Here is a 15059-nt window from a genome sequence, read left to right as displayed (position 1 = left end):
AGGTAATAGTATAATGTATGATGCTTGACGTATGATGCATAAAAAAGTCTGAAGAGCCAACTTTCTCATACATCATACGTCAAACATCATACATAAATTTAAGCGGCTTCGTCGCTGACGGTTTGAATGAGTCCTTTTATATAGCCGTAGCAGAACGAAAATGCCTGCAAATCGCTGCCGGTTGCGGCATGGTGTGGTACGTGGTCGGGCATTACCATACCAGAGTAACCAACATCACGTAACGCCCGCACTACGTGCAGAAAGTTCATGTCGCCGTTATCGGGGTATACCTCCTGAAAATTGTTCCAGCCGCCTTTGATGTTGCGCATGTGTATGTTGAAAATCTGGTTGCGCTCCCCTACCCATTTAATGATCGGCAAAATTTCGGTTTTCGGATCTTTCAATCCTTCAGCGACAGACCCAAGACACAAATTAAAGCCGTGATATTCAGAATCATACAACTTGGCAAATCGCTGAATTCCTTTAAACACGTCCGGGCTATTCCAGCGCGTAATACCCCGATAGCCAACCGGCGTTGGGGGATCGGCAATGTGATTGGCCATCTTCACTTTGTACTCTTTAGCGACTGGCAGAATTCGGTCGAGGAGGTACGTAATACGTTCGAACATCTGGTCAATCGATACGTCACCCGCTACCGTTTTTGGATGGTTCTGCTTCAGTGCTTCTTCGTAATTCCAAACGCTGTAGATGGCATTCCCACGTTTAGGGTCGGTAAATTTTCCGGTACGTAGTACGGGCAAAATGGTCGTGTTGTAATTCAGGACTTTAATGCCGGTTTTGCCCGCCACCTGAATCATCTGCTGAAGAATTTCGATTTCGCGATCGCGTTCGGGGCTTTTGCCAAGCATGATGTTCGGATACTCAGCCCTATCGATGCCCGACGAAGCCAGTGGGAAATGGTACGCGTCGAGACTGATGCCGTACTTTTCGCAAGCTTCTTTCTTACGGAGCGAATCTTCCAGATCCCAGCCTTTGCCGGGTATGGTTTTAGGTGCCCCGCCATCCAGATTATACACGCCATGACGCGCTTTAAATTCCAGATTTTCAATGGACGTTCCTCCCGACTGACAGCCGACTTTCATCAGCACTTTCTTGGGTTTCGCTACGTTCCCGGCTTTAGCAACTTCCGGTTCCCAGACAACCGCTCCTAGTGAGCCAGCCGCAATAGTTCTAATAAAACTCTTCCGTTTCATCGTGTTAAGCGTTAGGTATTATTCTTTTTTCTCTAGCAATAACAGCAGCGAACTGTGGTCTAACTCGCCATTACCGCCCTCTACAGCGGCTTTCATCTGATTGGCCACCAGAGCAGTTGCCTGAAGTGGCACCGAAAATTCGTCGCCGGTTTTCAGGGCAATACCCATGTCTTTTTTGTGCAGTTTGATTTTGAAACCGGGCGCAAAATTCCGGTCGATCATGCGTTTTCCGTGCAGATCGAGAATGCGACTTTGGGCAAAACCGCCCAGCAACACCTCCCGCATTTTCTCCAGATTCACACCCGCTTTTTCGGCCAGAGCAAACGCTTCGGCAACCGCCTGAATCGTAATGCCGACAATCATCTGATTACAGGCTTTGGTGGTCTGCCCGGCTCCGGGTTCGCCAATATGTATAATGTTTTTGCCCATCGCCTGAAACAAAGGCAGCGCCCGTGCAAAAGCCGCTTCACTCCCACCCACCATAATCGATAACGAAGCCGATTCAGCTCCAACCTGGCCACCTGATACGGGAGCATCCAGTGCCTCCACTCCTTTTTCCTGCATGAGCTTGTAAATGGTACGTGCAGTAGCCGGAGCAATCGTCGACATATCAATGAACAAAGCGCCCGATTTGATCCCTTCCAGCACTCCATCGGGACCAGTAACGACCTGCTCTACGTCAGGCGAATCGGGCAGCATTGTGATAATTACATCGCACTGTTGGGCTAGTTCTTTACTATTCGAAACGGCCTGTGCGCCAGCCTCAACCAACGGATCAGCAGCCTTACTTTGACTCAAAACCATTACGTCGTAACCCGCTTTCCGCAAATTCAACGCCATGGGTTTTCCCATGATACCCAATCCAATAAATCCTATTTTTTCCATTCGTTTACTATTTTGTTCAAACCGGGCCGCCGGTGCGGTTCCAGGTTACAGACGTAAAAGCCGATACTTTATACTTAGAAGCTGTCTGAAAACTATTTTGTAATTCGCTCAAAAACCCCTAAATCCCCTGAAGGGGACTTTGTTCGAGTGCGAGTTAAGTCCCCTTCAGGGGATTTAGGGGTTTTTCAGACAGTTTCTTAGAACCTGGAACAAGAAATCTAGAACTTTAACATTTTTCTATACCAGCGGAAACAGTTGTGCCGCTATCATAATGACAATCAATCCTGTAAGCCCCATCACCACGAGCAGTGGTGAAATGGTTTTCAACGCTTCTTTTTCAGTCAGATTACTGAGTTTGCAGACAATCCAGAAACCAGCGTCGTTCATCCACGGAATCAATTTGGAACCGCAACCGATAGCCAGTCCAAGATAAACAGGGTGAAACGCCAGTTGCGCATTCGTGGCCATTCCCGACAAAATTCCCGAAGCAGTAATCAACGCTACCGTCGCTGATCCCTGTGCAGTACGTACTACAGCTGCGATGAAGAACGCCATCGGAATCAGCGCCATCTGGTAACCTTTGGTCAGTTCGGCGATACGTCCGCTGATTCCCGACTGCTGCAACATTCCACCGAATGCACCACCGGCTGCCGTAATCAGGATAATACCGCCCCCACTCATTAAAGCCGCCTGCACAAATGGCGTCAAACCTTCTTTACCACCTTTTTTCTGACTCACCAGAATCAGCAAAGCCGCAATGCCGCCAGTAATAACAGCCAGGTTTTTTTCGCCCAGAAAATGGAATACGCTGGCAATTGGCTTCATCGAATCTGATACAGAATCCATCGCACTAAACGCGGTATCGACGCAGATGAACACCAGCGGAATCAGGATTGGGAGTAGCGATACGCCCAGTGGGGGCAGACTTGCGTCTTCTTTGGCGGCAATGGCTTTGATATCTTCCAGTTTGGCATCCAACGAATCACGTAGCGGAATCGGCCATTTTTTATTCGCCCACAAGGCAAAAAAGTAGCCCGACGTAATGGTAAACAATCCTACAATAGTGCCGGCAATCATCATCAGACCGATAGGAATTTTCATTTCTCCAATAAGAAACAGAGGCCCCGGCGCGGGTGGCACCAACGAATTCGCCATGGCTGCTCCGGCCATAATACAGAGTACCAGCAGCAGGTAATTTTTGCCGATACGTAGCGTCATGGCTTTGGCGAGCGGCATCATCAGAAAAATGACCGTATCGAAAAACACGGGTATGCCGATGAAAAAGCTACTAATCAGAAACGCGATTGGCGCTTTTTCGATACCGGTCAGACGTAGCATCGACCGGATGATACGTTCGGCGGCTCCACTTTCAAGCATGCATTTACCAATAATAGCGGCCATGGCAATCAGAATGCCGATTTTACCGCAGGTGTTACCAAACTCCGTAGCGATACGTTCGCCGACACTCTTTTTCGCCAGCGCTGCGGCTGCCGCTGGAGCCGTTCCTTTCGAAATGGCAAACGCTTCAATGACGGATGCGGGTGTCATCAGTGCCACCACAAAAGCGCCAAGCAGCAGGGCTAAAAACGGGTGTAGTTTCAGCCCAATAATACCCCCGACAACAATGATTACACCAACGGCTAAAATAAAAAGAGGATCAGTCATGATTAGAGTGTAACGCGGGTGGAAACCCACAATGTTGAGCTACTAATTGCGGGTTTGCACCCGCATTACTTAGACCTTGCTTCGTTCAACTTTTTCGCCATATTCCGGGCACCTTCGGCGACGAACGTAGCATCGGCCCCACAGGCAATTAGTTGAATACCCAAGTCGTGATACGTCTTATAATCATCAGGATTGAAAAACAGAATTCCAGTTGCCTTGCCTGCTCTTTTCGCTGCATTCACAGTTTTGTGCAGCGCTTCCTTGAACCGGGGATGGTCGAACTGGCCGAAAATCCCTAACTCCATCGACAGATCGGCCGGTCCGATGAACAATACGTCGACGCCATCCATATTCGCCACAGCATCCAGATGATTCAGCACTTCTTTTGTTTCAATCTGAACAACTCCCAGAATGGTATCGCGGGACGCTTCGTAATACTGGTTGAAGTTCTGCGCAAAGTTTGTGGCACGTACCATTTTCGCCACTCCCCGATTTCCGTGTGGCGGGTAATGCAGGCCATTCACTACTTTCTGCGCATCATCCTGATTCTTGATTTTAGGGCACATAATCCCTTCGGCGCCCATGTCCAGCACGCGGTGAATGCGCTGGCTCTCAGCACTTTCCACTCGTACTATCGTACCAACGGACGTATGTGCGAGCGCCTGTAGCTGATAGAGTGCATCTTTTTCCGAACCAGCCCCGTGTTCGAGATCAATCAGCACCCAGTCGAAACCAGCCTGACCAACAATCTCGGCGGTAAGCGAACTTCCCAGATTTAACCAGCACCCATTGAGGGTTTCTCCTTGTTGGAGTCGTTTTTTTAGATTTTTCATACCGCCCAATTTAGCAACTTACGGAGATTTCCGCCCTTCACCTTAGCACGATCTGTCTCGGAATACTCAGCCATATGTTTCTCAACAATAGATGGTGAATCACTTCCCCAAACTACCCGTTCCGGGCCAAACTCCTTGATTACCCGACGTGTAAAAGGTCTAGCACTCTCAAAATAGGGTTCGTCATTGGCAAAATGTCCCAGTCCGGATAGCTTCATAAATACATTAGGAAACCGGGCTAGCTCTAACACATCGGCATATTCGGGCCCTGTTCCCATTTGCGGTTCAGCCAGGTGATCGATCAGGACTTTACAACCGGGAAATGCCGCAATAGCCTGCCCGGCCTGACGCGCATAATTGGGCCCAATGTGCAATTCAATCACCAGATTGAGGTCAACCGCCTGCTTCCACAGCGCCCGCACACCTGAGTCGGCAAATGTATTCAAGTACATTTCTTTACCCCGATGGGCATGAAAGCGGGTAGAGACGATGCGAGGCTCCTGCCGCACCAATGCAGCCAGCTTCCGGGGCGATTCGGTGTCGTTCGGGAAATATAAAGTCGTTCCTCTCAACCGGTTAGGCTCGCGTCGGAGGCAATCGAGAATCAATGCGTGGTCGTCACCATAGGGTTCGGGATGGACGATAACCGCCCGGTCGATTTTTTCATCGTTAAGTCGTTGCAGATACGCAGCCAGGGGATCGGCAGGTTGTTTAGACACATCCGGTTTATAAACAGCCTTGGGATGAAACGGAAAACGGCTCAGATCGGGACTGAAAATGTGCGCATTCCACTCGATAACTGGTTCAGCGGGACCGTAGGCTAACAGCTTTTCCTGATTCAGAGATCCACCAAAACAGACCTGTGCAAGTCCCAATCCTGTCAGAGAACCAAGAAGTTCGCGCCGGGTTGTCATTCCGTTGCGTCTCCTGTTGTTACCATTCCTGTCAATTTTCATGAAACAAAAAATAGTCTAAACCCGCTACGTAACCAAGTTGATGAGGCATTTCCCCCGCCAATTTTTACTTCTTATCCCACCAAATGCGGGTGTCTAATAAATTGGGGCCCTGACGGCTGATTGCCTGCTGCACATTCGTTTTGTTGACGTTCAATTCAGCGTCCGTATAGGTCAGTCGGCGGATGAACGGCTCGGTTTTCAGGTCGCTGCCGGGGTATGGATTTGGCGTCAGAACCGGGAAACCGCTACGTCGGAAATTCGCCCAGGTTTCGGGGCCGATCAAGAACGAAGCCACCCAATACTGCGTGTTGATTTGCTCCAGTTCTTTCCCCGCCGTAAGCGGGTTGGCCGTTACGTAGGTATTGATGGCGGCATCGGCAATAGCTGTACTGGCCCCGTAACTGGCAAATTGCCGCATGTGCGACCGGATACCGTTGGAGAATAAAGCAGCCGCATCGCCGGTTGCCCATTTCCGAAATACAGCTTCGGACAACAAGAGTTGCGTTTGGGCATACGTAACGAGAAAACTTGGCGCAAGTAGGCTAGCCATCCGAGTGCGGTCGAGTTGGCTGTAATCCCATAGGCTGGCTAATTTACTCGCCGTTACGGCTGAGCTGATAGTTGTGTTATCGTAGCCCAAAGGTGCGCCAATCTGAGCGGCTGGCGTGCGGTTGGCTCTGGACTCGACCTGCTGTGCGCCACTGGTTGCACCAACGTAGCGAACGGCAATGGAAGCCAGTCGTGGGTCGTTGTTTTGGCTCAGGTATTTAACAAAATCGTCGGCCAGGTAAAAGAACGCCGACTGACCCCCATTTAGCTGAGAACCAATAGGGTTCGTGAAACTGGCCGTATGCCGGATGATCGCATTGTCGTCGTTCGACTGCATCAGGCCACCCGCAACGGCTTTCGTTACGTATTCGGCCGCTTTGGTCGGGTTTACTTTTGAGAGTCGCATGGCGGCACGTAGCAACAACGAGTAACCCATTCGCTTCCATTTCACCACGTCGCCATCGTACATTATGTCGGTGGCAACCTTCGCTTTTGCAGCATCCATTGCCGCCGAAGCTCCATCCAGTTCGGCCAGAATGTCTGTGTAAACTGACTCCTGCGTATCGTACACGGGCGTTACGACGCCTTCCAGATAGCTTTTTCCGGCCTGGGTGTAGGGTATGTCGCCATACGTATCGGTCAGGAGCATGAACGTATACGCCCGCCAGATTCGAGCCATGTTATACAGGTTACTACGTGCCGCATCTGATTTGGTTTTGGTGATTACGTCCGTTAGTTCCTTAATGTTGGTCTGATAATACGAATTCCAGTTGCCAGCCGCTACACTTCGGTTATCCTGATTGAAATTGGCCGCCGAGCCCTGCCCACTAAAAGGCGTAATCATCTGTTTTACAATCGTAGTTTCGTAGCTCAGATTCCCGTAAGCGGGGGCACTGTTCACAATAGCCGTATTCAACTGAAAGCCAGGATCAACAGCCGTCAGGGCTATCGGGTTGACGTTCATCTGGTCGAAGCCTTTGTCGCAGGAGCTTAGCAGAAAAGCACTCAGCACACCTACAGAAAGGTATTTATTGAAGGTTTTCATGATAGTCTGTTTTGGAGATTCACAAAATAATCTGCCGGGATGCTATTAAAATTTGACGTTCAGATTGAATCCGATGCTACGTGTAATGGGCAAACCAGTGGCTTCCAGACCGATCAAATTATCCGAAGGAAAACCAAACTGCTCGGGGTGAATATTGGGAACCCATTTCTTGATAACTGCTACGTTGTTAGCCACGGCATTCAACCGTATACCTTTAATGAACGGAATCGTAGACGGCAGAAACTTCGAGAAATCGTAGCCGATGGTGATCTGGCGCAACTGCCACAGACCAGCGTCATACACAAACTCTTCGGCGATGTTCTGCGAACGTACCGTTTCGTAATAAGCCTGTACACCTGATTTCGTTTTGTTTACTTCTCCGTTCGGATTGACACCATCGCCGATCACGAAATTTTCGGCCCGACCAATTAGCGTTGCCTTATGGAGACCGTGCCGCCATGCATTGTGGTTAGTACCCGAAATCATTTTGCCACCTAATTTGAAATCAATCAGGAACGATAAACTGATGCCTTTGTACGTGAAGCTGTTGGTAATACCTCCTACCCAAAGTGGCAACGCACTTCCAAATGGAATCTGAGTCGCAGTACGTAATGGCCGTCCGTTACCAGCATCGAACACCTGACGTCCCTGCGCATCTCTCAGATAACCAAAGCCGTAGAGCTGGCCCATTGGCTGGCCTACTACCTGACGCAGTTCCCCGGTAAATTCGCCCGTTCCGACGGTGATCATGTTGTCGGCGACACTGGGGCCCAAGTCAAGCACTTTTGTTTTGTTGTAAGCCGCATTCAGGTTAACGTCCCAGAGAAAATTAGGCGTTTTCAGGGGAGAAAAGGTCACCAGCATTTCCAGTCCCTGGTTCCGACTTTGTCCTACGTTGATTAACTGCGACAGGTAACCTCCCGCATCTGAAGTCTGCGCTCGCAGAATCTGGTCCGACGAGAGTTTGTCGTAGTACGTAAAATCCAGGCCGATCCGGTTGTTGAAGAGTTTCAACTCCAGCCCAAACTCTTTTTCCGAAACCCGCATAGGTTTTAAATTGGCGTTAGGAACTGTAGAGCCGCTGATGGTTGCCAATGGCTGAGCGGCACCGCTGGGCGATGGAAACTGCTGGGCGTTGATGCCGTAGAAGAGATTATTAGAATAGGGCTGCACATCGGTATCACTACCTACTTCGGCATAGGCAGCACGGATTTTTGCGAACGAAATCCAGTTTGGCAAGCTCTGCGCAAATGCCTGCGACAGCACGAAGCTGGCCGTAACAGATGGATATAAAATGCTCCGGTTTGCGGGGGAAAGGGTTGAGAACCAATCGTTACGTACCGTTCCGTTTAAAAATAGAAAGTCTTTGTACGATACTTCGGCAGAGCCATACAGCGAGTTTACCTGCCGCTCTGAGAATTCATACGTAGCGTCGCGCTGGCGACCATTGCCGATGGTGTAAAGGCCACGGGTGTAAAAATCCTGCACAAATACGTTGTGCCGACTGATACGTCGGTACATCTGGTTGCCGCCCGCATTCAGGTTCACCCCAATTGGCCCGAAGGTGCGATTTGCTCCAATCAGGAAGTCTGTATTGAGTTCACGAACCATCCGGGAGTCCTGCGTATACTGCCCGTTCACAAAACCCGCCGGGGCTGCGGGTTGACGCTGGGTTCCGGTAGGCAGGTTGTAATCCTGCTCGCGGGAGTAATAGTCCTGCCCTACCCGCGCCTGAATGAAGAGCCAGTCCGTGAAGTTGTAGCGTGCGGTCAGGTTGCCGAAAATCCGGTCGTTACGTATGTTATCGAAGCGTTTCAGAGCGAAATATGGATTGGTTCGGTTGGTAAACCGCGACCAGACAACCTCGTTTCCGTTGGCATCCGACGCGTATTTTTCCAGCAAATCAAGTGGCATCGAATTCGCCATGCTGAATATTACCACCGGGCTATAATCCTGTTCGGCGATGTTCGGCGGGTTTTTCCGGAATTCATTGGAGTAATTGATGTTTCCTGAAATAGTCAGCTTTTTAGCCAGCGTCTGTGTAAACCCCAAATTGATCGTCTTACGGTTATAGCTCGAACCGGGCAAAATGAGCCGGTTGTCGAGGTTGGAAATGGACAGGTTGAAACCGCCGAATTCGCCCCCCGACGACAGACTAACGGTATTAGTCCAGGTTTGGCCTTTCTGGTAATATTGCGAAATCTGATTCCGCTGCGCTACGTAGGGAGCCTCTACACCATCGAACAGAATCTGGGTCATGCCCGGTTGAAATTTCTCGCCAAAACTCCACTGCCCCGACGTAGGAAACGGAGCCGTTGGCCGAACGCCATTTTCGCCCTGCCCGTATTCGTATTGATAATCCGTATAATCGAGTGGCGTTTCGCTGGTGAAGTTGGAGTTGTATTCTACGCCAATCCCCGAACCAGTTCCTCGGGTTTTCGTCGTAATCATGATAACGCCGTCCTTCGCCCGCGACCCATACAAGGCCGAAGCCGCTGCACCTTTCAGCACGGTCATCGTTTCAATATTGTCGGGATTGATGCTACTTAGACCGTCCCCACCATCGGACGTACGGTTGCTGCCTTTTTCCGATACGTCGCCCCGCGCACCGTAGTTGGTGTTATCGATAGGTACGCCGTTGACCACAATCAGCGGGGAATTATTGCCTCCAAATGACGACTGGCCACGAATCCGAATTTTAGACGTACCAGCCGGACCCGTGCCCAGCGACGTAATGTTTACGCCCGGAATTTTCCCCTGAAGTGAATTCATAAAATTCGCCGTGCGGTTCACCGTAATCTGGTCCGACGTAACGGTGGAGGTAGCGTAACCGATACTTTTGGCCTGCTTTTTAATACCTAACGCCGTCACGACAACCTCACTCAAGGCTTTGTCGGCGGGTGTCATCAACACCTGAAACGTCGATTGATTTCCCACCGTCATTTCCTTGGTTTCGTAGCCGACAAAACTGAACACCAGCACCGGATTTCCGCTATCAGGAACATCAAGTTGAAAGGTTCCTTCTGAGCTGGTCGTTGTTCCCCGTTGTGAGCCCTTTATCAGTACACTCACCCCTGGAAGCCCAGCTCCTTTTTCGTCAGTTACTTTTCCCGACACAACACGTTTAGGATCGGCCGCTAACGTGGGGTTGGGTTCAATGGATTCGATCATGCCCGTTTGGGGAGACGAGGGAGTAATGGCTGATAAAACCAGCTTTCGCCCGACTAGTTCGTAATTCACTTTCAAGGGTTTAAAGTACCGAATCAGTACTTCTTCCAACGTAGCGTTATTGGCCTGAATGGTGATTTTCTGTTTCGGCTCAATCACCTCCGTACTGTAGACAAACTGCACACCTGTAGCTTTCTCGATATCGGTCAATACCTTTTTAATTTCCTGATTATCTGCATGAAGCGTCAGGCGTCGGCGCAGATAATCCTGCGCACTTGACGGATAGGCATACGAAACGCCCACCACGAAGATCATTACTAAACTTTGGGTTAGTGAAAACCTCATGATCGTAGCCCAACAGTAGTTAGGGAGATATTTTTTCATGAGTATTGTCTTGATTAAAAGGTTAGGAATAGGATTTCAGGAACGTTACGTTGGCGCGGAGCCTGCCGGAGCTTTCTATCGATAGCTTTTCCGGGTGATCACAATCTGGCCGTCGGTGATTTCGTAGCTGGCCGAAGCCGCTTTGCACAATACGTCCAGTTTTTCATAGAGCGACTCATTTGACAGCGTAGCCGTGATTTTACAGGTCTCAAAACTTTGTTCGTCAAACTGAATCGGGATGCCGTAACTCAGCTCAACTTCCCGCAGAATAAGCGGTAGCGCTACTTCATCATACACAAATTGATTTTCGTCGGCTTCCTGCGTCGTTAAAGCTGGATTTGTCACCAGCGTTTTGGTCAGATTACCATCACTTTTTTCGAAAATGGCAGCCTGATTGGCGTGCAGAATCAGACCTTTCACTTCCTTGTTGTTGGGCGACTGATTGGGTGAAGGCTTGTAAACGGATACCTTACCCGACAGCACCTGTACCGTAAATTTTTTGTCAAGATCAAACGCCCGCACCACGAAGCGCGTACCGAGCACTTTCGTCACCATATCGCCGGTATACACCATAAACGGCTGATTACGACGCTTTACCGAAAATTGAGCTTCCCCTTTTAGATACACCGTCCGTGTGGCACCGGCAAACTGTGAGGGATAACGTAGCTGGCTTTTGGGACTTAGCAAAACCTCTGAGCTATCACCCAGAACCACACGTAGTGGCTGCTGGCTATCATTCGCCGTTATAACCAGTTGATTGGCCGTCGATCGCTTTGCCAAATGAGGCATCAATTGCGTCCGACTTTCGGTGGTAACGTACCAACTCAAACCCGCCAACACAACCATCAGCATCGCTAATACGACTCGTTTACCTAACCGATAGCGCGCTGTCGATGGTTTTCTGGCACTACGTATTGGCTCGCGGATAACCTTACGGTGAGGTATATACGCAGCCGCTTTTCCCAGAAACTGTTCAGTTTCTTTTCGGATTTCCGCTTCACCAATTTCGTCGGATGTAACAGAAGCCGCCCGAATGAACCGCTCAGCCAGGTGAAAAGCCTCTTGTTTCTGAGGATGTTGCTGAAGAAACGAAAGCCAGAACGTCTCCTGACTGCTACGTCCCTGCACCCAGTCGCGAAAGTCTTCATCCTGAATAAAATCCTCAGCCCCGTATGAGTCGTAATTTTTCATCTCCGTTTACAATGTTCGGTTTCGCGTGTGCGGTGATACTACGTATTGAGCCAGTAAATCATGAACCCCAGGAGGCTGGCAGTCCAGTTTTTGCGGAGGCTATTCAGGGACTTTTGCAGCAAATTATAGACCGACTGCCGACCGAGCTGCATGACTTCGGCAATCTGCTCAAAATTCAGGTTCTGGTAAAACCGAAGGTAAATGAGTTCTTTCTGGCGCTCGGGCAGGTGGTTGATGACATGTTCCAGCCGACGGATCTGATAGATTTCATGCTCTTCCTCAATGAGCCGTACATCAGCGGCAAATTCAACTGAAAACGCGTATTCGTCGGGCAAAGACGCCTGATACGTTGGTTGTTTACTGGATAACTCGCGCAGAATCCGTGTTTTGAGCACCACCAGCAAATACGACCTTACATTTTCGACCGACCGAATCGACGACTGCATTTTCCAGAGGTTCATAAACATCTCCTGAATGCAATCTTTCACAAATTCCCGGTCGGCGTGCAGCCGCATGCCCCAATGAAACAGATCGGGATAATACCCCTGCATGAGCTTCGCCAGGGCATACATGTCGCCCGCCTGATAATCCTGCCAAAGTTGCTGTGCTTCGCGTTGGGGTAACCGTCTGCTCATGTTGGTACGGTGGGTTTATTAGTATGAGCAGATTTTAAGCAAAACTTAACCTCTGTTTTAAGATTATTTTTCTAAAAAATTAGAAAATAGCTTGAATCAAACACTAAATGAAGTATTAGCCCACCGCTTTAGCTTTGGGCTAATAAGAATTTTGGCTAGGCGAGCTAATTCACAAGACATCAAAAATTGTCTCGGCGAAACAGACGTCGGAATTCTGATAAGCCAGTTTCTGAAGGTTTTCTTCTGAATACGTAACACCTTCCGTCAGCACTTTTTCCAGAAGTTGGCTGATAGCCTCCGGCGATGTCGAATCGACCACGGCGCCCAGTTTTTCCTGCTCGACAATTTTGCCGACGTAACCGTAATCTGATGCTAATACGGGTTTGCCTGACACAGCCGCCCGGATAATTACCGAAGCCATTCCCACGTGTCGCTGATACAGCGCCAGCGCATAATCGGCCAGATCGAAAAAGGCCTGAATACGTTGCCCACGTACTTCACGGAACTCACAGACGATTTGAACAACAGGGCTTATTGCTGCTATTTTCTGCTCAATTGATTGCTGGTAATCGCTACGTATCGCGCCCGCTAGTACCACACAGATGCGCGAATGCAGTGCCGGATTCAGGTGTTTCAGCGCTTCGAGCAACGGCTCTATGCCTTTGCGGTCATCCAGATATCCAAAGAGAAGAAACACCTGACGTTCAGGCTTGATTTTTAGTTCGCTACGTAGCTTATCGATTTCTATAGATGGAATCGAATACGCTTTTACCGGGTCAGGAAGCGGTACTACGTTGACGCCCGGTTCAATGGCCTGAAGCGTGGCTACCACAGAGTGGTCGAGACAGAACAGATTGGTAAGTACATTCCGACGTAGCATTCCACGTAACGTCAGTTTTTTCCGTACTACGTTCAGGCGAGCTTTTACGCCATGTACCGTTTTGTAGTGAAAATCAGGCCGAAAATAAATACCCGATACCTTACAGGGAACTTTGCGCCCCAGCCATAGCCCCATCTGGAAAATATCGAAATACATTAGCAGGACGTGTGAAGGCTGGTATTCATGAACGTAGCGACGTAGCAGATTCCATTCTTTAAACGCACGAGCCAGCATCGACGCCCGATGTGTTTGCTCAATTTCCGATTGAGGAATTGGGATAAAACGTACCGCAGCGCCCGTTGGCGCTACGTCGACCAGTTGCTGAAATGTTGATTCGAAAGACGCCTGCGTAACAACAAGTAACTCGCCTTCGGGCCGTTGATGAAGCCAGAAATTTATCAGATGAGTCAGATAATCAGCATGGTGCCCATCAATGATTGTATCAAACAGAACAATTCGTTTCATAATATCCGCTACGTTACTCCTACAGGCACGTAGCGTTCACGTACACAAGCCAGATTTTTAATCAATGAAAGGTCAAAGTTATCGAAAAACGGCCTGACTACGTGTTTGCTTCCTTTACCACTACGTATCATTTCTTTTTCTCATACCTTTGTTAGTCACCTTCTTCTGAGTCATGCAGAATCTTAAGATTGCGACAGCACAGTTCGAAAATGCCAGCGGAGATAAAGCCTACAATCTCCAGGTGATTAACCAGTTAGCGGCTAAAGCAGCCCGGCAGGGCGCTCAGGTTATTGCCTTTCACGAATGTTCTATCACGGGTTACACCTTTGCCCGCCACCTGTCAGAAACGCAGATGCTGGCCATTGCCGAGCGCATTCCCGAAGGCGAAAGTATTCAACGACTCACCGAAATTGCTCAGGAAAATGACATTGCTATTCTGGCGGGCCTGTTTGAAAAGGATGACCAAAATCGGCTTTTCAAAGCGTATGTATGCGTCGATAAAAATGGGCTTGTGGCTAAATACCGGAAGCTGCATCCGTTCATTAACCCGCATCTGCTCCCCGGCGATCAATACGTAGTGTTCGACTTGTTCGGCTGGAAATGTGGTATTCTGATCTGCTACGACAACAACGTAGTTGAAAACGTACGTGCAACGGCGCTACTAGGTGCCGATATTATTTTCATGCCACACGTTACCATGCTGACGCCCTCCACCCGCCCTGGAGCTGGTTTTGCCGACCCTACACTCTGGAAAAACCGGGAAAACGATCCAACGTCGCTACGTCTGGAATTTGATGGGATGAAAGGACGGGCCTGGCTTATGAAATGGCTGCCTGCCCGCGCTTACGACAACGGAATCTACGCCGTGTTTTCCAATCCAATTGGCATGGACGACGACCAGTTAAAAAATGGCTGCTCCATGATTATTGACCCATTTGGCGACGTCATCGCTGAATGCCGCGAACTGGGTAACGACATCGCCGTAGCAACCTTTACACCCGCAAAGTTGCAGCAAGCAGGCGGCTACCGTTACCGAAAAGCCAGACGCCCGGATTTGTATCGAGATATTATTGGTCAGGAGCATACGCCAGAACAGAAAGTCGTCTGGTTGAATTCGAATGCTCAGTAGCATTACGAATTAATGAATGAGTCATAGAAGCGTTTTTGTCATGCTGACGAAGGAAGCATC

10 protein-coding genes and 1 pseudogene are annotated in these 15059 nt (G+C 49.4%); 1 reads left to right on the top strand and 10 read right to left on the bottom strand.

The window, feature by feature from the left end:
- Nucleotides 1-98: 98 nt before the first annotated feature.
- The 10 genes and pseudogenes from IC229_RS26135 to IC229_RS26090 form a co-directional block, all read right to left on the bottom strand.
- Nucleotides 99-1214 (bottom strand): mannonate dehydratase, encoded by a 1116-nt coding sequence (locus tag IC229_RS26135; RefSeq protein WP_190890481.1) that lies wholly within the window; start codon nucleotides 1212-1214, stop codon nucleotides 99-101.
- A gap of 18 nt (nucleotides 1215-1232) precedes the next feature.
- Nucleotides 1233-2105 (bottom strand): annotated as a pseudogene (locus IC229_RS26130) (2-hydroxy-3-oxopropionate reductase); the annotation flags it as partial.
- Nucleotides 2106-2336: 231 nt separating this feature from the next.
- Nucleotides 2337-3764 carry a GntP family permease gene (locus tag IC229_RS26125; RefSeq protein ID WP_190890478.1) on the bottom strand — a complete coding sequence of 476 codons (1428 nt, stop codon included), beginning with the start codon at nucleotides 3762-3764 and terminating at the stop codon, nucleotides 2337-2339.
- A 65-nt stretch (nucleotides 3765-3829) separates the two neighbouring features.
- Entirely contained in the window at nucleotides 3830-4597 is a 768-nt protein-coding gene (locus IC229_RS26120) for an HpcH/HpaI aldolase family protein (RefSeq protein WP_190890476.1), read from the bottom strand.
- A complete protein-coding gene (locus IC229_RS26115; RefSeq protein WP_190890473.1) occupies nucleotides 4594-5553 on the bottom strand; it encodes an amidohydrolase family protein in 960 nt (319 codons plus the stop codon). Before IC229_RS26115 ends, IC229_RS26120 begins: the two co-directional genes overlap by 4 nt.
- Nucleotides 5554-5617: 64 nt before the next feature.
- The gene (locus tag IC229_RS26110) at nucleotides 5618-7147 is read right to left on the bottom strand and encodes a SusD/RagB family nutrient-binding outer membrane lipoprotein (protein ID WP_190890472.1); all 1530 of its coding nucleotides are present in this window, start codon (nucleotides 7145-7147) and stop codon (nucleotides 5618-5620) included.
- 45 nt (nucleotides 7148-7192) lie between these two features.
- Complete coding sequence (locus IC229_RS26105) at nucleotides 7193-10660, bottom strand: SusC/RagA family TonB-linked outer membrane protein (RefSeq protein WP_223834203.1); 3468 nt, start codon at nucleotides 10658-10660, stop codon at nucleotides 7193-7195.
- Nucleotides 10661-10774: 114 nt separating this feature from the next.
- Nucleotides 10775-11890: a FecR family protein gene (locus IC229_RS26100; protein ID WP_190890468.1), complete on the bottom strand. Its 1116-nt coding sequence runs from the start codon at nucleotides 11888-11890 to the stop codon at nucleotides 10775-10777.
- A gap of 38 nt (nucleotides 11891-11928) precedes the next feature.
- On the bottom strand, nucleotides 11929-12525 hold the full coding sequence (locus IC229_RS26095) for an RNA polymerase sigma factor (RefSeq protein ID WP_190890467.1): 597 nt from the start codon (nucleotides 12523-12525) through the stop codon (nucleotides 11929-11931).
- Nucleotides 12526-12694: 169 nt separating this feature from the next.
- A complete protein-coding gene (locus IC229_RS26090; protein WP_190890465.1) occupies nucleotides 12695-13870 on the bottom strand; it encodes a glycosyltransferase in 1176 nt (391 codons plus the stop codon).
- 172 nt (nucleotides 13871-14042) lie between these two features.
- Here IC229_RS26090 and IC229_RS26085 point away from each other — a divergent pair, with 172 nt between their 5' ends.
- Nucleotides 14043-14999 (top strand): nitrilase family protein, encoded by a 957-nt coding sequence (locus tag IC229_RS26085; protein WP_190890463.1) that lies wholly within the window; start codon nucleotides 14043-14045, stop codon nucleotides 14997-14999.
- Nucleotides 15000-15059 lie beyond the last annotated feature (60 nt).

The organism is Spirosoma profusum, assembly GCF_014699005.1.
Classification (GTDB): Bacteria; Bacteroidota; Bacteroidia; order Cytophagales; family Spirosomataceae; genus Spirosoma; species Spirosoma profusum.
The sequence above is the reverse complement of the archived record's forward strand: the minus strand, read 5'-3'. Positions and strand labels throughout refer to the sequence as shown.

Coding starts and splice junctions, on each gene's coding strand:
- IC229_RS26135 (WP_190890481.1), bottom strand. CDS start 1,214: ATGAAACGGAAGAGTTTTATTAGAACTATTGCGGCTGGCTCACTAGGA.
- IC229_RS26125 (WP_190890478.1), bottom strand. CDS start 3,764: ATGACTGATCCTCTTTTTATTTTAGCCGTTGGTGTAATCATTGTTGTC.
- IC229_RS26120 (WP_190890476.1), bottom strand. CDS start 4,597: ATGAAAAATCTAAAAAAACGACTCCAACAAGGAGAAACCCTCAATGGG.
- IC229_RS26115 (WP_190890473.1), bottom strand. CDS start 5,553: ATGAAAATTGACAGGAATGGTAACAACAGGAGACGCAACGGAATGACA.
- IC229_RS26110 (WP_190890472.1), bottom strand. CDS start 7,147: ATGAAAACCTTCAATAAATACCTTTCTGTAGGTGTGCTGAGTGCTTTT.
- IC229_RS26105 (WP_223834203.1), bottom strand. CDS start 10,660: ATGAGGTTTTCACTAACCCAAAGTTTAGTAATGATCTTCGTGGTGGGC.
- IC229_RS26100 (WP_190890468.1), bottom strand. CDS start 11,890: ATGAAAAATTACGACTCATACGGGGCTGAGGATTTTATTCAGGATGAA.
- IC229_RS26095 (WP_190890467.1), bottom strand. CDS start 12,525: ATGAGCAGACGGTTACCCCAACGCGAAGCACAGCAACTTTGGCAGGAT.
- IC229_RS26090 (WP_190890465.1), bottom strand. CDS start 13,870: ATGAAACGAATTGTTCTGTTTGATACAATCATTGATGGGCACCATGCT.
- IC229_RS26085 (WP_190890463.1), top strand. CDS start 14,043: ATGCAGAATCTTAAGATTGCGACAGCACAGTTCGAAAATGCCAGCGGA.